We start from the raw sequence: 20,983 nt of genomic DNA on the forward strand, positions 1-20,983 counted from the left end.
CCTGATCGGGAATAGAAAGATGTATTCACTTGAAGACCTGCTGCACCTGATGAATCGCCTGCGCGACCCGCAATACGGGTGCCCGTGGGACATCAAGCAAACAGGAGGACAACACCGCGTTGATGTCCCTGACCATCGAGATTCCGGGGCTGGACGCGTTGGGGCGGTTGCTGGGGCGGATTTCCCAGTTGCCGAACATCATCGAGACGCGGCGCAACCGTACCCCATGAGCATCTGGATGAATGCAGGCTGAATGTGGGAGGGGGCTTGCCCCCGAAAGCGGAGTGTCAGGTACCAGATTCTTGGTTGATCCACCACAATCGGGGGCAAGCCCCCTCCCACAGTTGATCGGCGGTGTTCATACCTGATCGGAAATAGAAAGATGTATTCACTTGAAGACCTGCTGCACCTGATGAATCGCCTGCGCGACCCGCAATACGGGTGCCCGTGGGACATCAAGCAAACCTACGCGAGCATCGTCCCGCACACCCTGGAAGAGGCCTACGAAGTCGCCGACGCCATCGAGCGCGGCGACTTCGATCACCTGCAAGGCGAGTTGGGCGACCTGTTGTTCCAGGTGGTGTATTACAGCCAGCTGGCACAGGAAGAAGGGCGCTTCGAGTTCGCCGGGGTGATCGACAGCATCACCCGCAAGCTGATTCGACGTCATCCCCATGTGTTCCCCACCGGCGATCTGTACGCGCCGCTGGATATCCCGCAGTTGAGCGAAGAGCAGGTCAAGACGCGTTGGGAGCAGATCAAGGCCGAGGAGCGCGCGGAAAAGTCCGACGCCCCCGAGCAACTGTCCCTGCTCGACGATGTGCCCACCGCCTTGCCGTCGCTGTCCCGTGCCGCCAAATTGCAGAAGCGTGCCAGCCAGGTCGGTTTCGATTGGCCCGCTGCGTTGCCGGTAGTGGATAACGTGCGCGAAGAGCTGGATGAAGTGCTCGAAGCCATGGCCGATAACGATGCAGTGGCCATCGCCGATGAAGTCGGTGACCTGCTGTTTGCCGCGGTCAACCTGGCCCGTCACCTCAAGGTCGACCCGGAAACCGCCTTGCGCGGTGCCAATGCCAAATTCGAGCGACGTTTCCGATTTATCGAACAGGCATTGCGCGATACGCGTCAATCCATGGAAGATTGCACCCTCGAAGAGTTGGACGCCCTGTGGGGCGAAGCCAAACGCCAGGAAAAGAACGTGTCCAGCTGCGGTTGAGCAGTTGCCTAAGTGAGTAAGCACCATGAGCCTTTCCCTTCGCGACCAGTTGCTCAAAGCAGGTCTGGTCAACCAAAAGCAGGCCAAGCAGGTCGGCAAAGAGAAACAGAAACATCAACGTCTGGTCCACAAAGGCCAGGCCGAGGCCGATGACACCCAGGCACGCCTGGCCCAGGAAGCCATGGCCGAGAAGGTCAAGCGCGACCAGGAGCTGAACCGCCAGCAGCAGGAGAAAGCCGAGGCCAAGGCCCGCACGGCCCAGGTCAAGCAACTGATCGAGACCTCGCGCCTGCCCAAGCTGACCACCGAGGACTACTACAACTTCGTGGATGACAAGAAGGTCAAGCGCCTGTCGGTCAACACGCTGATGCGCAACAAGCTGAGCAACGGCTCCCTGGCGATCGTGCATCACGCCGGCGGTTACGAGGTGATCCCGCGCGAAGCGGCGCTGAAGATCCAGGAGCGCGCGCCGGAGCGTATCGTCCAGCTCAATATCCTCACCGAAAGCCAGGTGCCGGATGAGGATGATCCTTACGCCGCCTACCAGATCCCGGATGATCTGATGTGGTAAGGCTGTAAAACAATAAACCCCGCTCACCGGCGGGGTTTTTGTTTTCAGGCAACCAGGCTGCGTGGGCCTGGCGCCTGAGTCTGGCAAATAGTCAGGAGCTTTGTGCCTGGCGTTTCATCTCAAGGGTTTCGAGCTCGTTTTTATAGTTATGAGCGTCGCTCTCGTTATGAAACATGCCGACCAGCAGGTCTTGTTGGTGTACGTCCCAGATGTGAATCCCATGGCCCAATGCTTCGTGGGACATATGTTCGTCGTCGCGCTCAGTCACTTTTACAGTCATCTGCTTGCTCCAATCTCTGGTTGATCTGCGGCAAGTCGTCGCAGGCATTTGTTATATGTTTTGTTAGCTTGCTAAGTAAACTGATTTTTCCTGCAACAGTCCTTTACAGAAATAGCAACAATTGTGCAGGCCGCGTAAACCGCGACATTGCGCCACAGGCGGCTGGGTTTTATGAAAAAAGCTTCATGATTGCGTCAGGTAATAACGGCCTTGCCTGAATATTCCAGGCGAAAAAAAGCCCCGCATTGCGCGAGGCTCTTTTCCAACGTATCAGTTCAATCAGCTGCCTTTGACAGGCTGACCGTCAACCGTGCCGTCTTGCAGCATGATGTTGTATTCCTTGCCGTCGGTTTCCACCTGACGCAGGGCAACCAGGATGCCGCCCCAGTCCTTGGCAAACCACATCTGGGTGATGCGCTTGCTTTGGGTCGGGTCACGCACGCGCTCGACCTTGATCGCGTCGATGGAGCCGGCTTTGGTCTGGACCTTTTCCGGGCCGATCACGCGAAAGTCGTAAGTGTCGACGTCGGTGCCTTCAACCACGTTGTAGCTCATGCTCTTCTTGCCGGCCGCGACATCGCGCTGCAGCGCCAACTGGTAGGTCGACTTGTCGAGCATGCCGCTTTGCAGGGCAACGTTGACCGGGTCTTTGTTTTCAAAGCCGGTGACTTTCTTGGCGGTCTGGTCGAAGTCCAGGTTGATCCTTTTCGCCTTGCCCAGGCCGCCGCGTTCGAAGGTGTAGCTCTTCGGCTGCAGGGCGTCCTTGTCGAATTGGATCACGCTGGTTTCGGTGAGGCTGGCAATCATCATGGAAGCCTTGAAGTTCAAGGTCCAGGTGCCATCGCCATTGTGGGTCAGGCTGCGCTCGGCCGAACCGCTCATGGGCAACTGTTTCCAGTCGGCGGTGTAGCTGGCGGAGAAAGGATGTAAATCTGCTGCTTGCACCGCAGGCAAGGCGAACAGCGCAAAAGCGAAGAGCAAGGCGCGACGCATAAAATCTCCTAGGTTCGAATCAAGTGGCCGCTGGCCGCGAGTAACTGACCGTCCAATAATGCACCCTGTTTACCAAGAATCAACCGCCCCTCGGCAAACCAGCGAACAGCCAGCGGGTAAATCCTGTGTTCCTGCGTATGAACCCGTTGCGCAAGCGTCTGCGCCGAGTCGTCAGACTCTACCGGAACCACTGCCTGTACGACCAGAGGCCCGCCGTCGAGTTCCTCGGTGACAAAATGCACGCTGCAGCCATGCTCGCTGTCGCCCGCGTCGAGGGCGCGCTGATGGGTGTGCATGCCTTTGTACTTGGGCAGCAGGGAAGGGTGGATATTCAACAGCCGCCCAGCGTAGTGCCGCACGAAATCAGCGCTGAGGATACGCATGAAGCCGGCCAGTACCACGAGTTTGGGGTTGAAGGCGTCGATCAGTTCGACCAGGGCGCTGTCGAAGGCCTCGCGACCTTCGAAAGCCTTGTGATCCAGGGTGCGCGTGGCAATGCCTGCCTCCCTGGCGCGTTGCAGGCCATAGGCGTCGCTGCGGTTGGAGATCACCGCAGCGATGCGCGCCGGGCTGTCGCCGGTGCGCGTGCTGTCGATCAGGGCCTGCAAGTTACTGCCGGTGCCGGAGAGCAGCACCACGACATCACAGGTTGCAGACATCAGTGCGCCTTAAGGTTCTTCAGTTCAACCTGAGCCGCGCCTTCGGCGGCAGCGGCGATCTGGCCGATGACCCAAGGCTGTTCGCCGGCTTCGCGCAGCACGTTCAACGCGCTTTCCACGTGCTCTTGCGCCACGCAGATCACCATGCCCACGCCGCAGTTCAGCACGCGGTGCATTTCGGTTTCGTTGACGTTGCCTTTCTCTTGCAGCCAGTCGAATACCGCAGGACGCTGCCAGCTGGCCACGTCGACAATCGCCTGGGCGCCTTTGGGCAGGACGCGCGGGATGTTGTCCAGCAGGCCGCCGCCGGTGATGTGGGCCATGGCTTTGACCGCGCCGGTGTCCTTGATCAGCTTGAGCAGTGGCTTGACGTAGATGCGTGTCGGCGCCATCAGCAGGTCGGTCAGGGGCTTGCCGTCGAGCTGGATGTTCTCGATGTCGGCACCGGACACTTCGATGATCTTGCGGATCAGCGAGTAGCCGTTGGAGTGCGGGCCGGACGACGGCAGGGCGAGCAGGGCGTCGCCGGCAGCCACTTTGGAGCCGTCGATGATCTCGGCTTTTTCGACCACGCCGACGCAGAAGCCGGCCAGGTCGTAGTCTTCGCCTTCGTACATGCCTGGCATTTCAGCGGTTTCGCCGCCGACCAGGGAGCAACCCGACAATTCGCAGCCAGCACCGATGCCGGTGACCACTTGGGTCGCGGTTTCGACGTTGAGCTTGCCGGTGGCGTAGTAGTCCAGGAAGAACAACGGCTCGGCGCCGCACACTACCAGGTCGTTGACGCACATGGCGACCAGGTCGATGCCGATGCTGTCGTGTTTGTTCAGGTTCAGGGCCAGGCGCAGTTTGGTGCCCACGCCGTCGGTGCCGGAAACCAGCACGGGCTGTTTGTAGCCGGCCGGGATTTCACAGAGGGCGCCAAAACCGCCCAGGCCACCCATGACTTCGGGGCGCGCAGTGCGCTTGGCGACGCTCTTGATGCGTTCGACCAATGCTTCACCGGCGTCGATGTCTACACCGGCGTCCTTGTAGCTCAGGGAGGGTTGCTTGCTCATGATCCAGGCCTTTAGGGGGGATTCAGGGGTAACGACCGATTGGGCAAGGGCTCTTGTGAAAAGGCCCAGCCATTGACGGTCTGCGAAGGCGCGCGATTTTATCAGGCTTGAGGGTCAGCGGCCATCCTCGGGCCGACGGGCAGAGCCACATAGATAAAAAAGCCGGTTAAAAAAATGCTAATCGGGTCTGCCCAGCTCCGTATTAAGGTATAGCCTTGAACCCGCTATCGTTATGACAGTAGGAAAACTTACCGAGACCCCGTGAATGTTTTACCGATCGCTGTGGTCACAGCCTTGGCAAACCGAGATCACGCGGTCTGTTCCAGCCGCTAATTTTGTCGTTCGGGAATCTTCCATGCGTCTGTGTAATGTGTTTTTTGTAGGCTGCTTGTCGTTGGTCAGCCTGGCGAGTCATGCCGAAACCCTCAATGGCCTTTATCAAGTACTGGAGCCGGTCAGCAGCCAGTCACCGCAAGAACGCGACCAGGCGACCCAGCGCGCCGTACAGACCCTGGTGATCCGCCTCACTGGCGACGCCAAGGCCGCCGAAGGCCCCGGCCTGGCGGCGGTGCGCAAGGACCCGCAACAAATCATCACGCAATACGGCTACGACGCCGGCCCGCCGGAAAGCCTGCAAGTGGATTTCGACCCCGTCAGCACCGATCGCGCCTTGCGTGAGGCCGGCTTGTCGATCTGGGGCAGCAATCGGCCGTCGATCCTGGGTTGGTGGCTGAATGACTCCACCGACGGCAGCAACCTGGTCGGGGATGGTCAGGCCGTCGCGCAGGCGCTGCGCCGTGCGGCGCAACATCGCGGCTTGCCGCTGCGCCTGCCGTTGGGGGATTTGGATGAACAGGTGGTCGCCACCGCGCCCAACCTCGAAAGCGCGGACGCCACGCCGTTGCGTGCAGCCTCGGAACGCTACGGCGCCGATGCGATGCTCGCAGTGCATGCGCGCCAGGAGGGCAGCCAATGGCAGGCCAAATGGCGCCTGTGGTTGGGCGACAAGAGCGAGCAGGGCACCGCGCAAGGCGCCGACACCGCCGCCGTGGCCGATGCTGTGATGCTGGCGGTCAGCCAGAAACTGGCGCCGCGCTTTGTGGTCAAGCCGGGCGCGAGCACCGAGCAATTGCTCGAAGTGCAGGGCATGACCCTGGAGCGCTACGCCGCGTTGGGCCACTTGCTCGAGCCGTTTGGCGGCCAGCCGCAGCGCGTGGATGGCAATCGTATTGTGTATCGCGTCAATGGCAGCGCCGATCAGTTGCGTACTCAACTGAGCCTGGCCAGGTTGCAGGAGATTCCCGCGGGTGAAGCACTGGCTGCGCAACCGCCAGTGGACGGCACGCAGCCGGTCGTCGCCCCTGAGCCGCAGGCGCAACTGCGTTTTCGCTGGTAAATGTTCTGCTTTATATAGCAGCCGATAAAAGATGGAGTGGTGTATGGCGGATACGCGTCGTTGGGTGTGGCTTGGCGGGATCGTCCTGCTGTGCGTTTTTGTGTTCTTGCTGCATTCGATCCTGACGCCGTTCCTGGTCGCGCTGTTGCTCGCCTATCTGTTCGATCCCGTGGTGGATCGCCTGGAGAAAGCCGGCCTGTCGCGGACTTTGGGGGTGGTCACGGTGTTTGCGCTGTTTACGCTGATCATCACGGCGTTGGTGCTGGTGCTGGTGCCGATGCTGGCCAAGCAGTTGTTCCGTTTGTATGAACTGGCGCCGCAGATGCTCGACTGGCTGCAGCACACGGCGATGCCGTGGGCCCAGGCCAAGCTGGGGCTGGCGGATGGCTTCTGGAAGTTCGACAAGGTCAAGGCTGCGATCAGCGAGCATATGGGCCAGACCACCGACATCGTCGGCGTGGTTCTCAGCCAGGCCACGGCATCCAGCCTGGCGCTGATCGGCTGGTTGACCAATCTGGTGTTGATCCCGGTGGTGGCGTTCTACCTGTTGCGGGACTGGGACATCATGATGGCCAAGATCCGCAGCCTGCTGCCGCGTGACCGTGAAGCGCGCATCGTGTCCCTGGCCGGGGAGTGTCATGAGGTCTTGGGGGCGTTCGTGCGTGGCCAACTGCTGGTGATGCTGGCCCTGGGGATTATCTATGCCGCCGGCTTGATGGCGATCGGCCTGGAGCTGGGCCTGTTGATTGGCTTGATTGCCGGTCTGGCCGCGATCGTGCCGTACATGGGCTTTGTGATCGGTATCGGTGCGGCGCTGGTGGCCGGGCTGTTCCAGTTTGGCGGTGACCTGTACCCGATGCTCGGGATTGTCGCGGTGTTCATGGTCGGCCAGGCCCTCGAAGGCATGGTGCTGACCCCGTTGCTGGTGGGTGATCGCATCGGCCTGCACCCGGTCGCGGTGATCTTTGCGATCCTGGCTGGCGGTGAGTTGTTCGGCTTCACCGGCATCCTGCTCGCGCTGCCGGTGGCGGCGGTGATCATGGTGCTGGTGCGTCATGTCCACGATCTGTACAAGGATTCGGATATGTACGGGGGCGTTGAAGACCCCGATTTGTAATCGCGGTGTCACAAACCCGGCCCAGGCCGGGTTTGTTGTTTCTGGCGCTGTGGCGTCAAACAATTTGCGTAAATCCAACAAGTTAACGCAAACCTTTGATTTTGCTTATGGTCTGCTGCATTGTGCGCCCGGCGTCACGGGTATAAACTTTGCAAACTTTTCACAGAGGCCACTAACGGTTCGATCGGAGCCGTTCAGTCAGCATGAAACCGATTCAGCTGCCCTTAGGTGTGCGTCTGCGTGACGACGCCACCTTTATCAATTACTACCCAGGCGCCAACGCCGCAGCACTCGGCTATGTCGAGCGGCTCTGCGAAGCCGACGCCGGGTGGACTGAAAGCCTGATCTACCTGTGGGGCAAGCAAGGCGTGGGGCGCACCCACCTGTTGCAGGCCGCGTGCCTGCGCTTCGAGCAGATGGGCGAACCGGCGGTTTACCTGCCGTTGGCGGAGTTGATGGACCGCGGGATCGGGATTTTCGACAACCTCGAACAATACGAACTGGTGTGCCTGGACGATCTGCAGGCCGTCGCCGGCAAGGCGGATTGGGAAGAGGCGCTGTTTCATCTGTTCAACCGCCTGCGCGACAGCGGTCGCCGCCTGTTGATCGCGGCTTCGACCTCGCCCCGTGAGTTGCCGGTCAAGCTGGCCGACCTCAAGTCGCGCCTGACCCTGGCGCTGATCTTCCAGATGCGTCCGCTGTCCGACGAGGACAAATTGCGTGCCCTGCAATTGCGTGCATCCCGTCGCGGCCTGCACCTCACCGACGAGGTCGGGCACTTCATCCTCACTCGCGGCACCCGCAGCATGAGCGCATTGTTCGATTTGCTCGAGCAGCTCGATCAGGCCTCTTTGCAGGCCCAGCGCAAGCTGACGATTCCCTTCCTCAAGGAAACCCTCGGCTGGTAGCCAGCCCTTGTGTTTCGGGGGCTTCGGCAAATTTCAGGCGCCAGGAAACCTGCGTTTTGGTCGGCTTGACCACGCAAAACACGCGCAAAGGGTATTAAGGGCTTAGATGTCATAACGCAAACAGTAAGTCACATGGATCACGATTGAATTTGCAAATCGATGTGATAGAAGGCATAGTCTCGACTTCTTTACACATCAGCCACGGTCGTGCCCATGCTAAATCGCTTCGCACCCCTCGTGCCTCTCGCACTTGTCGCTCTGTTGTTTGGTTGCGCCTCCCACCCTCAACAAGTGGCCGAGCAGCACAATCAACAGTATAAAAATCAGGCAAAATTCGTTGCTGCGCAGTCTTCCACTGTTTATGAGGAAGAGCTGGCAACCGAAAAAGAACTGGCCGCCTTCGCTGGCAACAAGCCTTATCAGCTTCCCGTTCTGGCCGACAGCATCCTCGAACGCGGCATGTCCCTGATCGGGACCCGTTACCGTTTCGGCGGTACCTCTGAAGCCGGTTTTGATTGCAGCGGTTTTATCGGTTACCTGTTTCGCGAAGAAGCTGGCATGAACCTGCCACGCTCCACCCGCGAAATGATCAACGTGAATGCACCGTTGGTCGCGCGTAACAACCTCAAGCCTGGGGATCTGCTTTTCTTCAGTACCAGTGGTCGCGGTCGCGTCAGTCACGCCGGTATCTACCTGGGCGATAACCAGTTTATCCACTCCAGCAGCCGCCGCAGCGGTGGTGTTCGAGTCGACAGCCTGGGCGACAGCTACTGGAGCAAAACCTTCATCGAAGCCAAGCGCGCACTCGCCATGGCCCCGACGACGATTACCGCTAGCAAGTAAAGTTAAAGTGATACTTGAAGTTTGACGTGTAAGCGCTAGAATCTCTGGACATTGTTGTAATCCGTTCGCGCAAGCCATGCTTGCGCGTTCTGGTTTTCAGCGTTCGGCAGCGAAAGCCGCATCCAGACCAGGATTGTTCTGCACATGTCGACCTCGGCCCGCCTGATTCTTATTGTTTGCGCCGCGCTGCTCAGCGCCTGCGCAAGCCGCCCGCAGCCTGCGCCCGTAGCGGCCAAGCCTAAACCAGTGTTCAACTATTCCAGCCAGAGTTCGCCGGTCGCTGAAGACGTGCTGTTCCGCGCGCTGGGCCTGGTCGGTACGCCTTATCGTTGGGGCGGCAATACGCCGGACTCCGGTTTCGATTGCAGCGGGTTGATCGGGTTTGTCTACCGTGATGCCGCGGGCATCTCCCTGCCGCGCACCACGCGCGAACTGATCGTGATGCGCGCCCAGGACGTCAGCGCACAGAACCTGCAAACCGGTGACCTGCTGTTCTTCGCCACGGGTGGCGGCTCGCAGGTCAGCCACGCCGGGATCTATGTCGGCGAAGGGCGCTTTGTGCATGCGCCGCAGACGGGCGGTACGGTGAAGCTGGACACCTTGTCCAAAGCCTACTGGCAGAACGCCTACCTGAGCGCCAAGCGCGTGTTGCCGGCTGAGCACTTGGCCCGCAACCCCTAAGCCAAAGCAGGATCCAAATGTGGGAGGGAGCTTGCTCCCGATGAGGGCGTGTCAGTCCATGCATTCAGTGACTGACCCACCGCTATCGTGGGCAAGTCGAATCGTCGCACCGCCCCTCCCACATTTGTAATAGTTACTTAGCCGCAGAAACCCGCCACACCTTATTCCCCACATCGTCCGCCACCAGCAAGTTGCCCTGCTTGTCGATGACCACGCCAACCGGTCGTCCCATGGCTTGTTCTTCGCTGTTGAGGAACCCGGTCAGCACGTCCACTGGCGGCCCCTTCGGCTTGCCGCCCTCGAACGGTACGAAGATCACCTTGTAGCCGCTGTGCGGCTTGCGGTTCCACGAGCCGTGCTGGCCGATAAACGCACCGTTGATAAAGGGCGCTGGGAGTTTGCTGCCCTCGGCGAAGGTCAGGCCCAGCGAGGCGGTGTGTGGGCCTACGGCGTAGTCCGGCGCAATGGCTTTGGCCACCAGGTCCGGGTTCTGCGGTGTGACGCGTACATCCACGTGCTGCCCGTAATAGCTGAAGGGCCAGCCATAAAAGGCGCCATCCTGGACCGAGGTGATGTAGTCCGGCACCAGGTCGCTGCCGATCTCGTCGCGCTCGTTCACTGCCGTCCACAGCTTGCCGCTCTGCGGTTCCCAGGCCATGCCGTTCGGGTTGCGCAGGCCGGAGGCGAAGATACGGTGCTGGCCGCTGGCGCGGTCGACTTCCCAGATCGCCGCGCGGCCTTGTTCCGCTTCCAGGCCGTTCTCGGCGACGTTGCTGTTGGAACCGACGCTCACATACAACTTGCTGCCGTCCTTGCTGGCCACCACGTTTTTCGTCCAGTGATGGTTGATGCTGCCCGCTGGCAGGTCGATGACCTTGCTGCTGGCGGCCTTGATCGCGGTTTCGCCGGTCTGATAGGGAAAGCGCAACAGCTTGTCCGAATCGGCCACGTACAGGTCATTGCCCACCAGCGTCATGCCGAAGGGCGAGTTGAGGTTTTCCAGGAACACGGTGCGGGTCTCCGCGACCCCGTCATGGTCAGCATCGCGCAGCAGGGTGATGCGGTTCGGGCTCGGCACACCGGCGCCGGCGCGGCCCATTACTTTTTGCATCACCCAACCCCGCAGGCCTTTGGCGTCGTCCGGCTTGGGCGGCGCGTTGGTTTCCGCCACCAGCACATCGCCATTGGGCAGTACATACAGCCAGCGCGGGTGGTCCAGGCCTTCGGCGAACGCCGCCACTTGGGTGCCGGCGGCGGCCGTGGGCTGGGTGCCCGCCGGCCAGCCGATGGCCGGGGCGATGTTCACGGTGGGGATCAGGGTCTTGTTCGGCTCCGGCAGCTGTGGTGAAGGCCCGGTGCCATCGGACACCTTCAAGGTCGAGCTTTCCCCGCAGGCGGCGAGGGTGCCCGCGAGCATGATCAGTAAGGCGAGTCTTGTTTTATGCATGGTTTTCTCCTGGATGCCTGTAAGGGTAGAGGCGCCCGATGCGGCGATGGTTCAAGTGCAAGGCCAGCTTTAATTGACGCTCCACCCCCAACCCACTAACCTTCGCCGCTTGTTCCAGGTGCTCTGTGACCCACGGGTCGACTGAGTGAAACAGGGAAGCCGGTGAGTGAGCGCACTTGTACACAGTGCTGCCGCGATTCCGGCGCTGCCCCCGCAACGGTAAATGAGTCAAGACGGTGCTGTTTGCCACTGTATCGCCCGCGATATGGGAAGGCGCGCCGTCGGCGTGCGCTCTAGCGCGCCACTCATGAGCCCGGAGACCGGCCTGGATCATCCAACAGCATCACGGTGGGCGATGCTTGGCTGTCTGTTGTTGTTTTTTCCTGCCCGCCGTTTTTTGTCCAGCCCCAACGGAGAGCTGCCATGACCGATTCCCCCGAGCGCGACGAACGCCATCTGGCGCGCATGCTGCGCAAAAAAGCCGTGATCGATGAACGCATCGCCAATTCCCCGAACGAATGCGGCTTGCTGCTGGTGCTGACCGGCAACGGCAAAGGCAAGAGTAGCTCGGCGTTTGGCATGCTGGCCCGCGCCATGGGCCACGGCATGCAGTGCGGCGTGGTGCAGTTCATCAAGGGGCGCAACAGCACCGGCGAAGAACTGTTCTTCCGCCGTTTCCCCGAGCAAGTGCGTTTCCATGTAATGGGCGAGGGCTTTACCTGGGAAACCCAGGACCGCCAGCGCGACATCGCGGCCGCCGAGGCCGCCTGGGCGGTGTCCCGCCAATTGCTGCAAGACCCGAGCATCGGCCTGGTGGTGCTGGATGAGCTGAACATCGCGCTCAAGCACGGCTACCTCGACCTCGATCAAGTCCTCAGCGACCTGCAGGCCCGCCCGCCGATGCAGCACGTGGTGGTCACCGGCCGTGGCGCCAAGCCTGAACTGATCGAAATGGGCGACACCGTCACCGACATGGGCATGCTCAAGCATGCGTTCCAGGCCGGTATCAAGGCACAGAAAGGCGTCGAACTTTGAATCAGCCCCGCCATTGCCCGGCTGTCTTGATCGCCGCACCGGCGTCCGGCCAGGGCAAAACCACGGTCACCGCCGCGCTGGCGCGCTTGCACCGCAACCTGGGGCGCAAGGTGCGTGTGTTCAAATGCGGCCCGGACTTCCTCGACCCGATGATCCACGAGCGCGCCAGCGGTGCGCCGGTGTATCAATTGGACATGTGGATGGTGGGCGAGCAGGAAAGTCGCCGCCTACTGTGGGAAGCAGCGGGGGAGGCGGACCTGATCCTGATCGAAGGCGTGATGGGGCTGTTCGACGGCACACCTTCCAGCGCCGACCTGGCGCGGCACTTCGGTGTGCCGGTGCTCGGCGTGATCGATGGCACGGCCATGGCGCAGACCTTCGGCGCCCTGGCCCTCGGCCTGGCACGCTATCAGCCGGACTTGCCGTTCGCCGGCGTGCTGGCCAACCGCGTCGGCACCCTGCGCCATGCGCAATTGCTCGAAGGCAGCCTCACCGAAGGCCTGCGCTGGTATGGCGCGTTGTCCCGCGAGACTGCTATCGAATTGCCCAGCCGCCACCTGGGCCTGGTGCAAGCCAGCGAACTGAATGACCTCGACCTGCGCCTGGACGCCGCCGCCCAAGCGTTGGGCAGCAGTTGCGAGGTTGCGTTGCCGCCGCCGGTCACCTTTGCCGCACCGCCGGTAACCCGCGCCGAACCGTTGCTGGCTGGCGTGCGGATCGCCGTCGCGCGTGACGAAGCCTTCGCCTTCACTTACGGTGCCAGCCTCGATCTGCTGCGGGCGATGGGCGCCGAGTTGAGCTTCTTCTCGCCGATCCATGATCGCCAATTGCCAGACGCCGACAGCCTCTATCTGCCCGGTGGTTACCCGGAATTGCATCACCAGGCGCTGTCGCAAAACACCGCGATGCTGGAGGCGATCCGTGCCCATCACGCTGCCGGCAAACCGCTGCTCGCCGAGTGTGGCGGCATGCTCTATCTGCTGGACTCGCTCACCGATGTCGACGGCCTCCGCGCCGGACTGGTCGGCCTGCTGCAGGGCGCTGCGGTGATGCAAAAGAAGCTCGCGGCGCTGGCTCTGCAAAGCGTCGAATTGCCCGAGGGCGTGTTGCGTGGGCACACCTATCACCACTCGCTGACCAGCACCGACTGGGTGCCCATTGCCCGTGGCGTGAGCCCCAATGGCGGGCGCGGGGCCGAGGCGGTGTATCGACAGGGGCGGCTGACCGCTTCCTACGTTCACTTTTACTTCCCCTCCAACCCCCGGGCCGTGGCCGCGCTGTTTGCGCCCGAGCGAGTCGCACCGCACGCTGCGCCACAGCACGAATCCACGGTGGAAGCGGGCTTGCCCGCGATAGGCTCATGACCGACAACGCTTTCCCCCAGGCCGAGCGCGACGCCGTCTACCGTGCCATCGCCGAACGCCGCGACATGCGTCACTTCAGCGGCGGTGACGTGGCTCCCGAACTGCTGCAGCGCTTGCTCCAGGCCGCACACCAGGCGCCGAGCGTCGGCTTGATGCAGCCGTGGCGTTTTATCCGCATCAGCGATCGCCCATTGCGTGGGCGGATTCAACAGTTGGTGGAGGAGGAACGCATACGCACCGCCGAGGCCTTGGGCGAGCGTTCCGATACGTTCATGAAGCTCAAGGTCGAAGGCATCCACGACTGCGCCGAAGTGCTGGTGGCGGCGCTGATGGATGAGCGTGAGCGACATATCTTCGGCCGCCGTACCTTGCCGGAAATGGACATGGCCTCGCTGTCCTGCGCGATCCAGAATCTGTGGCTGGCCGCGCGGGTCGAAGGCCTGGGCATGGGCTGGGTGTCGTTGTTCGAACCGCAGGCCCTGGCCGACCTGCTGGGCTTGCCGCCCGGCGCGAAACCCTTGGCGGTGTTGTGCCTGGGGCCGGTCGAAGCGTTCTATCCGGCACCGATGTTGCAGCTCGAAGGTTGGGCCGAACCGCGCCCGCTGAGTGACATGTTGTATGAGAATACCTGGGGAGTGCGTCAATGAGTGTGGCCTTGCTGTGTGTCGCTGCGGTGGCGCTGGATGCGCTGCTGGGCGAACCCAGGCGCTGGCATCCGCTGGTGGCGTTCGGCAACTTCGCCGCGCGCATCGAGCAGCGTTTCAACAGCGGTGGCCGTGGCTGGCGTAGCCACGGCGTGACCGCCTGGTTTATTGCGGTGGTGCCGTTGACGCTGTTGGCCACCGCGTTGTCGTGGGCGCCTTACATCGGCTGGGTGCTGGAGATCCTCGCGTTGTACTGTGCCCTCGGCATGCGCAGTCTCGGCGAGCACGTGATCCCGGTGGCCCAGGCCCTGCGCGGCGATGACCTGGACGAAGCCCGGCGGCGCGTGAGTTACCTGGTGAGTCGCCAGACCAGTGAACTGGATCGCACTGAAGTCGCTCGCGCCGCCACCGAATCGGTGCTGGAAAACGGCAGCGACGCGGTGTTTGCCGCACTGTTCTGGTTTGTCGTTGCGGGTGTGCCGGGCGTGGTGCTGTACCGCTTGAGCAACACCCTCGACGCCATGTGGGGCTATCGCAACGAACGCTTCGAGCGTTTCGGATGGGCGGCGGCCAGGATCGACGATGTACTGAACTATATTCCGGCACGCCTGGTGGCGTTGACCTACGCCGTACTCGGTAAAACCAGGCTGGCCATCAAATGCTGGCGCCGTCAGGGCCCGACCTGGGACAGCCCCAACGCCGGTCCGGTGATGGCGGCGGGGGCAGGTGCCTTGGGCGTCGAGTTGGGCGGTGCCGCGATCTATCACGGTGAGCTGCACCAGCGTCCGCCACTGGGCGAAGGCCCGGCGGCGGATGCGGACGCCATCGACCGCGGCTGGCAACTGGTGCAGCGCGGCGTATGGTTGTGGCTGCTGATCCTATGCGTCGGGGGGCAATTGTATGCTTGAGCACGGTGGCCGGCTGCGTAAGGCGGCGATTGAATATGGGATTGCCGAGGCCGAATGGCTCGACCTGTCCAGCGGCCTGGCGCCCTGGCCGTGGCCGGTCCCCGAGATTCCGTTGCGCGCCTGGGCGCGTCTGCCGGAAACCGACGACGGTCTGGAGCAAGCCGCCAGCGAATACTACGGCACCGCGCATTTATTGCCGGTGCCGGGTTCCCAGGCGGCGATCCAACTGCTGCCGCGCTTGCGCCGGGGCGGCAAGGTTGGCGTGCTGTCACCTTGCTATGCCGAGCACGCCGAGGCCTGGCGTCGCGCCGGCTACGTGGTGCGCGAAGTGCAGGAGCAGGAGGTCGACTTCTTTCTCGACAGCCTGGACGTGCTGGTGGTGGTCAACCCGAATAACCCCACGGGCCTGAGCCTGACCCCGCAACGGCTGCTCGACTGGCATGCGCGGCTGGCCCAGCGCGGCGGTTGGCTGGTGGTGGACGAAGCGTTCATGGACGTCACGCCGCACCTGAGCCTGGCCGGCCAGGCCCATCAGGTCGGCCTGATCGTGCTGCGTTCGTTCGGCAAGTTCTTCGGCCTGGCCGGTGTGCGCCTGGGGTTTGTGCTGGCGGAGCGCAAGTTGCTCAAACTGTTGGCCGAACAGGTCGGGCCGTGGGCGGTCAGCGGGCCGACGCGGGTGATCGGCCAAGCGTGTCTGCGCGATACCGCCGGGCACACCCGGCAACGCAACCGTTGCCTGGAAGCCGGCCAGCGCTTGTTCGATTTGCTCGAGCGCCAAGGTTTCCAACCCCAGGGCGGCTGCGCCCTGTTTCAATGGCTGATCACCCCTCACGCCGAACGCATGCACAACTTCATGGCCCAGCGCGGCATTCTGCTGCGCCTGTTTGTCCACGACAGCAGCCTGCGTTTCGGCCTGCCCGACACCGACGCCGATTGGCAGCGCCTGGAACAGGCCCTGATCGCCTACAAGGACGCGGTATGAGTACGCTGATGGTGCAAGGCACGACGTCCGATGCCGGTAAAAGCACCCTGGTCACCGCCTTGTGCCGCTGGCTGGTGCGCCAGGGCGTGGCGGTGGTGCCGTTCAAGCCGCAGAACATGGCGCTCAACAGCGCGGTGACGGCCGAAGGCGGCGAAATCGGCCGCGCCCAGGCGGTGCAGGCGCAGGCCGCCAACCTGGCGCCGCACACCGACATGAACCCGGTGCTGCTCAAACCCAACAGTGACACCGGCGCCCAAGTGATCATCCATGGCCGCGCCGTGACCAGCATGAACGCAGTGGCCTATCACGACTACAAAGCCATCGCGATGCAGGCGGTGCTGGCGTCCCACACGCGTTTGAGCGACGCCTACCCGGTGGTGATGGTCGAAGGCGCAGGCTCCCCGGCGGAGATCAACCTGCGCGCCAATGACATCGCCAACATGGGCTTCGCCGAGGCCGTGGATTGCCCGGTGCTGCTGATCGCCGACATCAATCGCGGCGGCGTGTTCGCGCATCTGGTGGGCACCCTTGAATTGCTTTCGCCGACCGAACAGGCGCGGGTCAAAGGCTTCATCATCAACCGTTTTCGCGGCGATATCGCCTTGTTGCAGCCAGGGCTGGATTGGCTGGAAGCGCGCACCGGCAAACCGGTGGTTGGCGTATTGCCCTACGTGATGGACCTGCACCTGGAGGCCGAAGACGGCATCGACCAGCGTCAGATCGACAAGGCGGCCGAGGTGCTCAAGGTGGTCGTGCCGGTGTTGCCGCGCATCAGCAACCACACCGACTTTGACCCGCTGCGCCTGCATCCCCAGGTGGACTTGCAGTTCGTCGGCCCGGGCCAGCCGATTCCCGCCGCCGACCTGATTATTCTGCCGGGCTCGAAAAGCGTGCGCAGTGACCTCGCGTACCTGCGCGCCAATGGCTGGGACACCGCGGTGGCGCGGCACTTGCGCTACGGCGGCAAGGTGCTGGGAATTTGCGGCGGGTTGCAGATGCTCGGCGAGCGGGTGCATGACCCGCTCGGGCTCGAGGGGCCGGCCGGCTCCAGTGACGGTCTGGGGCTGCTGGCGTTCAGTACGACGCTGGCGCAAGAGAAGCAGTTGCGCAATGTGCGTGGGCGCCTGTTGCTGGAGGACGCCGAGGTCAGTGGGTATGAGATCCATGCGGGCGTGACGTCCGGCGCGGCTCTGGAACGTCCTGCTGTGCATCTGGACGATGGCCGACATGACGGCGCCCAGAGCGCTGACGGGCAAATCCTCGGGACTTATCTGCACGGTGTGTTCGAAACCCCGGCCGCGTGCAGCGCCTTGTTGCGCTGGGCCGGTGTGCAGGCGGTGCAAGAGGTCGATTACCACGCCTTGCGCGAGCGCGACATCGAACGGTTGGCCGACCTGGTGGAACAGCATCTGGATACCGCGCTGTTGCGCAGGTTGTGTGGGATTTGAGGGCTTGCCTGAGACACCGAGGTGTCTGCATCGCTGGCACGCCAGCTCCCACCGTTGACCGAGCCCGGCTCGAATACCGAGGTGCCATCCCATGCTCCAACTGATTCTCGGCGGCGCCCGTTCCGGCAAGAGCCGCCTGGCGGAAAAACTCGCCAGCGACAGCGCGTTGCCCGTCATTTATATCGCCACCAGCCAACCGCTGGACGGTGAGATGAACCAGCGTGTCGCCCTGCATCGCCAGCGCCGCCCGGATCACTGGGGCCTGATCGAAGAACCGATCGAACTGGCACGGGTGCTGCGCGAAAACGCCGCGCCTGAGCGCTGCCTGCTGGTGGATTGCCTCACGCTCTGGCTGACCAATCTGCTGCTGCTCGATAACCCCGAGCGTCTGGCTTTTGAGCGTGACCAATTGCTCGAAAGCCTGGCCTCATTGCCAGGTGAAATCCTGTTTGTCAGCAACGAGACCGGTTTGGGTGTCGTGCCGCTGGGCGAATTGACTCGCCGCTATGTGGATGAAGCCGGTTGGCTGCATCAAGCCTTGGCCGAACGGTGTCAGCGCGTTGTCCTGACCGTTGCCGGCCTGCCCCTGACTTTGAAAGGTACTGCGTTATGACGGAAACCTGGTGGCTCAACCCGTGCAAGGCCAGCGACGCTTCGGCGTATCAACACGCCTTGGCGCGCCAACAGCAATTGACCAAGCCGGCCGGCTCCCTCGGCCGCCTGGAAGCGTTGGCGGTGCAGTTGGCCGGCCTGCAAGGCCGGGTCAAACCGGCGATGGAGCAGGTGTGGATCGCCATCTTTGCCGGCGACCACGGCGTGGTGGCCGAAGGTGTGTCGGCGTATCCCCAGGCAGTCACCGGGCAGATGCTGCATAACTTTGTCGCCGGCGGTGCGGCCATCAGCGTATTGGCGCAGCAACTGGCGGCGCAGTTGGAAGTGATCGACCTCGGCACGGTGACGCCGTCGCTGAACCTGCCCGGCGTGCGTCACCTGAATATCGCAGCGGGCACCGCCAACTTCGTCAACGGCCCGGCGATGACCGAGGCGCAAGGGCGGCTGGCGCTGCAGGCCGGCCGCGACAGCGCGCGCCGTGCGTTGGCGAGCGGCGCACAGCTGTTTATCGGCGGCGAGATGGGGATCGGCAACACCACCGCCGCCAGCGCGTTGGCGTGTGCCTTGCTTGATTGCCCGGTGAGTGATTTGACCGGGCCGGGTACCGGCCTGGATGCCCAAGGTGTCAGCCACAAAGTCACCGTCATCGAACGCGCACTGGCGGTGCATGCCGCGCAACGCGGTGATGCGCTGCACACCCTGTTCAACCTCGGCGGGTTGGAGATCGCGGCGTTGGTCGGTGCCTATCTGGCCTGCGCCCAGGACGGCATCGTGGTGCTGGTGGACGGCTTTATCTGCAGCGTCGCGGCGTTGGTCGCCACGCGGCTGAACCCGGCGTGCCGGGAGTGGCTGGTGTTCGGCCATCGCGGCGCCGAGCCTGGCCATCGCCACGTGCTGCACTGCCTCGACGCGCAACCGTTGCTCGAACTCGGCCTGCGGCTCGGCGAAGGCAGCGGCGCGGCGTTGGCGGTGCCACTGCTGCGCCTGGCCTGCGCGCTGCACGGGCAGATGGCGACATTCGCCGAAGCCGCCGTGGCGGACCGCCCGGCATGACCTTGCACCTGGACCTGTTGCGCCACGGCGAAACCGAATTGGGCGGTGGCCTGCGCGGCAGCCTCGACGATGCGCTCACTGAAAACGGCTGGGCGCAGATGCGTGCTGCGGTGGCCGGGCAGGGCCCATGGGACCGATTGATCAGTTCGCCGCTGCAACGGTGTGCGCGGTTCGCGCAAGAACTGGGCGCAACACTCAAGGTGCCGGTTAGCCTGGAAAAGGCCCTGCAGGAATTGCACTTCGGCGCCTGGGAAGGGCAGAGCGCGGCGGCGTTGATGGAGACCGACGCCGACGGGCTGGGCGCGTTCTGGGCCGACCCCTATAGCTTCACGCCACCTGACGGTGAACGTGTCAGCGACTTTTCCGATCGGGTTCTCGGCGCGGTCTCACGCTTGCATCAGGCTTATGCCGGACAGCGTGTGTTGTTGATCAGCCACGGTGGGGTGATGCGTCTGCTGCTGGCCCGGGCGCGCGGTTTGCCCCGAGCGCAGTTGCTGAATGTCGAAGTCGCCCATGGCGCACTGTTCAGCCTGCAGGTTGCGGCTGACGGCGCGTTGAAGGAAGGGCGCTGAACATGCTGCCGTTCTGGATCGCCTTGCAGTTCCTGAGCAGCCTGCCGATTCGTCTGCCGGGCATGCCGCAACCCCAGGAACTGGGGCGCTCACTGCTGTTTTATCCGCTGGTGGGCCTGTTGTTCGGTCTGCTGTTGTGGGGCCTGAACCTCGCGCTGGCGGGCGCGCCGTTGTTGCTGCACGCCGCGTTGTTACTGACGGCCTGGGTGTTGCTCAGCGGCGGCTTGCACCTGGACGGGCTGGCGGACAGCGCCGACGCCTGGCTCGGTGGGTTCGGCGATCGCGAACGCACCCTGACCATCATGAAGGACCCGCGTAGCGGGCCGATCGCCGTGGTCACCCTCGGCCTGGTATTGCTGCTCAAGTTCACCGCCCTGGTGGCGCTGATCGAGCAGCACAACGGCGCGGCACTGATCCTCGCGCCGCTGATCGGGCGTGCGTCGATGCTCGCGCTGTTTCTCACCACGCGCTATGTGCGTGCCGGAGGATTGGGCCAGGCATTGTCGGACCACTTACCAAGGATTGTCGGCCAGCAGGTGCTGATCCTCAGCGGCCTGGCCTGCCTGCTGATCGGTGGTTTCAGCGGTGGGATCGCGGTCCTGCTCGCGGCGCTGTGTTTTATCGGCTTGCGTCAGTTGATGGTCAGGCGTCTCGGCGGCACCACCGGGGACACCGCTGGCGCCCTGCTGGAGCTGCTGGAAGTGGCGGTTGTGGTCGGATTGGCGCTGTAACACTTGCTTGCATTTCCTTAATCGCGGGTATATACACGTTCCATGCTTGCCTCCCAATGTTTATGCACCAACCTGCGACGTGCCGCCCGTGGCGTCAGCAGGCATTACGACGGCGCTCTCGACGGCTTCGGGATCAACGTCGCCCAGTATTCTCTGCTGTGCAATTTGCAACGTCTCGATCAACCGAGCATTTCCAGCCTGGCCGACGCCATGGGCCTGGATCGCAGTACCTTGGGGCGCAACCTGCGCGTGCTGGAAGGCGAAGGCCTGGTGCGGTTGGTCGAAGGCGACGATCTGCGCAACCGCCTGGTGCTGTTGACCGAAGCCGGTGCAGAACGACTGGCCGCAGCGTTGCCAGCGTGGGAGGCGGCGCAGCAGAAATTGATTGATCGGCTGGGCGCGGAAAAACGCGAAACCCTGTTGGCCTTGCTGGATGAACTTGCCTGAGCGCGGGTTTGTTCGACT

Annotated in this window: 23 protein-coding genes, 2 pseudogenes and 1 riboswitch; of the genes and pseudogenes, 20 read left to right on the forward strand and 5 right to left on the reverse strand. The window is 62.9% G+C overall.

From position 1 onward, the window contains the following. Window positions 1–19: 19 nt before the first annotated feature. The 4 genes and pseudogenes from ACVWZP_RS29020 to ACVWZP_RS29035 all read left to right on the forward strand — a co-directional run. Window positions 20–103, forward strand: a pseudogene (locus tag ACVWZP_RS29020) (nucleoside triphosphate pyrophosphohydrolase); the annotation flags it as partial. After that, window positions 96–230, forward strand: a pseudogene (locus ACVWZP_RS29025) (hypothetical protein); the annotation flags it as partial. The pseudogenes ACVWZP_RS29020 and ACVWZP_RS29025, both read left to right, overlap by 8 nt. A 152-nt stretch (window positions 231–382) precedes the next feature. Further along, window positions 383–1,216 carry a nucleoside triphosphate pyrophosphohydrolase gene (gene mazG / locus ACVWZP_RS29030; RefSeq protein ID WP_017845309.1) on the forward strand — a complete coding sequence of 278 codons (834 nt, stop codon included), beginning with the start codon at window positions 383–385 and terminating at the stop codon, window positions 1,214–1,216. A 25-nt stretch (window positions 1,217–1,241) separates the two neighbouring features. Further along, a complete protein-coding gene (locus tag ACVWZP_RS29035; RefSeq protein WP_017845310.1) occupies window positions 1,242–1,787 on the forward strand; it encodes a DUF2058 domain-containing protein in 546 nt (181 codons plus the stop codon). 91 nt (window positions 1,788–1,878) lie between these two features. On the opposite strand, the gene ACVWZP_RS29040 is transcribed toward ACVWZP_RS29035, so the two are convergent. The 4 genes from ACVWZP_RS29040 to purM form a co-directional block, all read right to left on the reverse strand. Continuing rightward, a complete protein-coding gene (locus ACVWZP_RS29040) occupies window positions 1,879–2,067 on the reverse strand; it encodes a hypothetical protein (protein ID WP_017845315.1) in 189 nt (62 codons plus the stop codon). A 279-nt stretch (window positions 2,068–2,346) separates the two neighbouring features. Continuing rightward, window positions 2,347–3,060: a DUF3108 domain-containing protein gene (locus tag ACVWZP_RS29045; protein ID WP_046382480.1), complete on the reverse strand. Its 714-nt coding sequence runs from the start codon at window positions 3,058–3,060 to the stop codon at window positions 2,347–2,349. A gap of 8 nt (window positions 3,061–3,068) precedes the next feature. Beyond that, window positions 3,069–3,719 (reverse strand): phosphoribosylglycinamide formyltransferase, encoded by a 651-nt coding sequence (gene purN / locus ACVWZP_RS29050; protein ID WP_017845317.1) that lies wholly within the window; start codon window positions 3,717–3,719, stop codon window positions 3,069–3,071. Beyond that, the gene (purM, locus tag ACVWZP_RS29055) at window positions 3,719–4,777 is read right to left on the reverse strand and encodes a phosphoribosylformylglycinamidine cyclo-ligase (RefSeq protein ID WP_017845318.1); all 1,059 of its coding nucleotides are present in this window, start codon (window positions 4,775–4,777) and stop codon (window positions 3,719–3,721) included. The genes purN and purM overlap by 1 nt, the downstream gene beginning before the upstream one ends. A 355-nt stretch (window positions 4,778–5,132) precedes the next feature. Here purM and ACVWZP_RS29060 point away from each other — a divergent pair, with 355 nt between their 5' ends. The 5 genes from ACVWZP_RS29060 (at window position 5,133) to ACVWZP_RS29080 (ending at window position 9,722) form a co-directional block, all read left to right on the forward strand. Further along, entirely contained in the window at window positions 5,133–6,173 is a 1,041-nt protein-coding gene (locus ACVWZP_RS29060; RefSeq protein WP_017845319.1) for a DUF2066 domain-containing protein, read from the forward strand. Window positions 6,174–6,216: 43 nt separating this feature from the next. After that, complete coding sequence (locus ACVWZP_RS29065; protein WP_046488315.1) at window positions 6,217–7,290, forward strand: AI-2E family transporter; 1,074 nt, start codon at window positions 6,217–6,219, stop codon at window positions 7,288–7,290. 203 nt (window positions 7,291–7,493) lie between these two features. Further along, window positions 7,494–8,198 (forward strand): DnaA regulatory inactivator Hda, encoded by a 705-nt coding sequence (hda, locus tag ACVWZP_RS29070; RefSeq protein ID WP_017845321.1) that lies wholly within the window; start codon window positions 7,494–7,496, stop codon window positions 8,196–8,198. A 213-nt stretch (window positions 8,199–8,411) separates the two neighbouring features. Then, window positions 8,412–9,041 (forward strand): C40 family peptidase, encoded by a 630-nt coding sequence (locus ACVWZP_RS29075; protein ID WP_046382483.1) that lies wholly within the window; start codon window positions 8,412–8,414, stop codon window positions 9,039–9,041. Between the two features lie 144 nt (window positions 9,042–9,185). After that, the gene (locus ACVWZP_RS29080) at window positions 9,186–9,722 is read left to right on the forward strand and encodes a C40 family peptidase (RefSeq protein ID WP_017845323.1); all 537 of its coding nucleotides are present in this window, start codon (window positions 9,186–9,188) and stop codon (window positions 9,720–9,722) included. 133 nt (window positions 9,723–9,855) lie between these two features. Here ACVWZP_RS29080 and ACVWZP_RS29085 read toward each other — a convergent pair whose 3' ends face one another. Beyond that, the gene (locus tag ACVWZP_RS29085) at window positions 9,856–11,169 is read right to left on the reverse strand and encodes a PQQ-dependent sugar dehydrogenase (RefSeq protein ID WP_457370342.1); all 1,314 of its coding nucleotides are present in this window, start codon (window positions 11,167–11,169) and stop codon (window positions 9,856–9,858) included. A 99-nt stretch (window positions 11,170–11,268) separates the two neighbouring features. Continuing rightward, window positions 11,269–11,512: riboswitch (cobalamin riboswitch) on the forward strand. An 80-nt stretch (window positions 11,513–11,592) separates the two neighbouring features. On the opposite strand from ACVWZP_RS29085, the gene cobO reads away from it, so the two are divergent. The 11 genes from cobO to ACVWZP_RS29140 all read left to right on the forward strand — a co-directional run bounded on the left by cobO (window position 11,593) and on the right by ACVWZP_RS29140 (window position 20,965). After that, window positions 11,593–12,204 (forward strand): cob(I)yrinic acid a,c-diamide adenosyltransferase, encoded by a 612-nt coding sequence (cobO, locus tag ACVWZP_RS29090; RefSeq protein WP_046382485.1) that lies wholly within the window; start codon window positions 11,593–11,595, stop codon window positions 12,202–12,204. Continuing rightward, window positions 12,201–13,568, forward strand: a complete 1,368-nt coding sequence (locus tag ACVWZP_RS29095; protein WP_457370343.1) for a cobyrinate a,c-diamide synthase — start codon at window positions 12,201–12,203, stop codon at window positions 13,566–13,568. The genes cobO and ACVWZP_RS29095 overlap by 4 nt, the downstream gene beginning before the upstream one ends. Beyond that, a complete protein-coding gene (gene bluB / locus ACVWZP_RS29100) occupies window positions 13,565–14,215 on the forward strand; it encodes a 5,6-dimethylbenzimidazole synthase (RefSeq protein ID WP_046382487.1) in 651 nt (216 codons plus the stop codon). The genes ACVWZP_RS29095 and bluB overlap by 4 nt, the downstream gene beginning before the upstream one ends. After that, entirely contained in the window at window positions 14,212–15,120 is a 909-nt protein-coding gene (gene cbiB, locus ACVWZP_RS29105) for an adenosylcobinamide-phosphate synthase CbiB (protein ID WP_017845328.1), read from the forward strand. The genes bluB and cbiB overlap by 4 nt, the downstream gene beginning before the upstream one ends. After that, window positions 15,113–16,102: a threonine-phosphate decarboxylase CobD gene (gene cobD / locus ACVWZP_RS29110; RefSeq protein WP_017845329.1), complete on the forward strand. Its 990-nt coding sequence runs from the start codon at window positions 15,113–15,115 to the stop codon at window positions 16,100–16,102. Before cbiB ends, cobD begins: the two co-directional genes overlap by 8 nt. Then, window positions 16,099–17,550 (forward strand): cobyric acid synthase, encoded by a 1,452-nt coding sequence (locus ACVWZP_RS29115; protein ID WP_232590320.1) that lies wholly within the window; start codon window positions 16,099–16,101, stop codon window positions 17,548–17,550. Before cobD ends, ACVWZP_RS29115 begins: the two co-directional genes overlap by 4 nt. 91 nt (window positions 17,551–17,641) lie before the next feature. Continuing rightward, complete coding sequence (gene cobU / locus ACVWZP_RS29120) at window positions 17,642–18,163, forward strand: bifunctional adenosylcobinamide kinase/adenosylcobinamide-phosphate guanylyltransferase (RefSeq protein WP_017845331.1); 522 nt, start codon at window positions 17,642–17,644, stop codon at window positions 18,161–18,163. Continuing rightward, complete coding sequence (gene cobT, locus ACVWZP_RS29125) at window positions 18,160–19,215, forward strand: nicotinate-nucleotide--dimethylbenzimidazole phosphoribosyltransferase (RefSeq protein ID WP_128192292.1); 1,056 nt, start codon at window positions 18,160–18,162, stop codon at window positions 19,213–19,215. The genes cobU and cobT overlap by 4 nt, the downstream gene beginning before the upstream one ends. Beyond that, entirely contained in the window at window positions 19,212–19,787 is a 576-nt protein-coding gene (gene cobC, locus ACVWZP_RS29130; RefSeq protein ID WP_057003851.1) for an alpha-ribazole phosphatase family protein, read from the forward strand. Before cobT ends, cobC begins: the two co-directional genes overlap by 4 nt. 2 nt (window positions 19,788–19,789) lie before the next feature. After that, window positions 19,790–20,518, forward strand: coding sequence for an adenosylcobinamide-GDP ribazoletransferase (locus tag ACVWZP_RS29135; RefSeq protein WP_017845334.1), 729 nt, complete (start codon window positions 19,790–19,792; stop codon window positions 20,516–20,518). A gap of 42 nt (window positions 20,519–20,560) precedes the next feature. Next, on the forward strand, window positions 20,561–20,965 hold the full coding sequence (locus ACVWZP_RS29140) for a MarR family winged helix-turn-helix transcriptional regulator (RefSeq protein WP_017845335.1): 405 nt from the start codon (window positions 20,561–20,563) through the stop codon (window positions 20,963–20,965). The last annotated feature ends 18 nt before the right edge of the window (window positions 20,966–20,983 follow it).

The sequence above is a fragment of the Pseudomonas sp. TE36184 genome, from assembly GCF_054060055.1.

What these genes read in the sequence shown, in the direction of transcription:
- ACVWZP_RS29140 (WP_017845335.1), top strand. Translation starts at nt 20,561, where the DNA reads ATGCTTGCCTCCCAATGTTTATGCACCAACCTGCGACGTGCCGCCCGT.
- mazG (WP_017845309.1), top strand. Translation starts at nt 383, where the DNA reads ATGTATTCACTTGAAGACCTGCTGCACCTGATGAATCGCCTGCGCGAC.
- ACVWZP_RS29135 (WP_017845334.1), top strand. Translation starts at nt 19,790, where the DNA reads ATGCTGCCGTTCTGGATCGCCTTGCAGTTCCTGAGCAGCCTGCCGATT.
- bluB (WP_046382487.1), top strand. Translation starts at nt 13,565, where the DNA reads ATGACCGACAACGCTTTCCCCCAGGCCGAGCGCGACGCCGTCTACCGT.
- cbiB (WP_017845328.1), top strand. Translation starts at nt 14,212, where the DNA reads ATGAGTGTGGCCTTGCTGTGTGTCGCTGCGGTGGCGCTGGATGCGCTG.
- hda (WP_017845321.1), top strand. Translation starts at nt 7,494, where the DNA reads ATGAAACCGATTCAGCTGCCCTTAGGTGTGCGTCTGCGTGACGACGCC.
- ACVWZP_RS29060 (WP_017845319.1), top strand. Translation starts at nt 5,133, where the DNA reads ATGCGTCTGTGTAATGTGTTTTTTGTAGGCTGCTTGTCGTTGGTCAGC.
- ACVWZP_RS29085 (WP_457370342.1), bottom strand. Translation starts at nt 11,169, where the DNA reads ATGCATAAAACAAGACTCGCCTTACTGATCATGCTCGCGGGCACCCTC.
- purM (WP_017845318.1), bottom strand. Translation starts at nt 4,777, where the DNA reads ATGAGCAAGCAACCCTCCCTGAGCTACAAGGACGCCGGTGTAGACATC.
- cobC (WP_057003851.1), top strand. Translation starts at nt 19,212, where the DNA reads ATGACCTTGCACCTGGACCTGTTGCGCCACGGCGAAACCGAATTGGGC.
- purN (WP_017845317.1), bottom strand. Translation starts at nt 3,719, where the DNA reads ATGTCTGCAACCTGTGATGTCGTGGTGCTGCTCTCCGGCACCGGCAGT.
- ACVWZP_RS29045 (WP_046382480.1), bottom strand. Translation starts at nt 3,060, where the DNA reads ATGCGTCGCGCCTTGCTCTTCGCTTTTGCGCTGTTCGCCTTGCCTGCG.
- cobO (WP_046382485.1), top strand. Translation starts at nt 11,593, where the DNA reads ATGACCGATTCCCCCGAGCGCGACGAACGCCATCTGGCGCGCATGCTG.
- ACVWZP_RS29115 (WP_232590320.1), top strand. Translation starts at nt 16,099, where the DNA reads ATGAGTACGCTGATGGTGCAAGGCACGACGTCCGATGCCGGTAAAAGC.
- ACVWZP_RS29080 (WP_017845323.1), top strand. Translation starts at nt 9,186, where the DNA reads ATGTCGACCTCGGCCCGCCTGATTCTTATTGTTTGCGCCGCGCTGCTC.
- ACVWZP_RS29065 (WP_046488315.1), top strand. Translation starts at nt 6,217, where the DNA reads ATGGCGGATACGCGTCGTTGGGTGTGGCTTGGCGGGATCGTCCTGCTG.
- ACVWZP_RS29075 (WP_046382483.1), top strand. Translation starts at nt 8,412, where the DNA reads ATGCTAAATCGCTTCGCACCCCTCGTGCCTCTCGCACTTGTCGCTCTG.
- cobU (WP_017845331.1), top strand. Translation starts at nt 17,642, where the DNA reads ATGCTCCAACTGATTCTCGGCGGCGCCCGTTCCGGCAAGAGCCGCCTG.
- cobD (WP_017845329.1), top strand. Translation starts at nt 15,113, where the DNA reads ATGCTTGAGCACGGTGGCCGGCTGCGTAAGGCGGCGATTGAATATGGG.
- cobT (WP_128192292.1), top strand. Translation starts at nt 18,160, where the DNA reads ATGACGGAAACCTGGTGGCTCAACCCGTGCAAGGCCAGCGACGCTTCG.
- ACVWZP_RS29040 (WP_017845315.1), bottom strand. Translation starts at nt 2,067, where the DNA reads ATGACTGTAAAAGTGACTGAGCGCGACGACGAACATATGTCCCACGAA.
- ACVWZP_RS29035 (WP_017845310.1), top strand. Translation starts at nt 1,242, where the DNA reads ATGAGCCTTTCCCTTCGCGACCAGTTGCTCAAAGCAGGTCTGGTCAAC.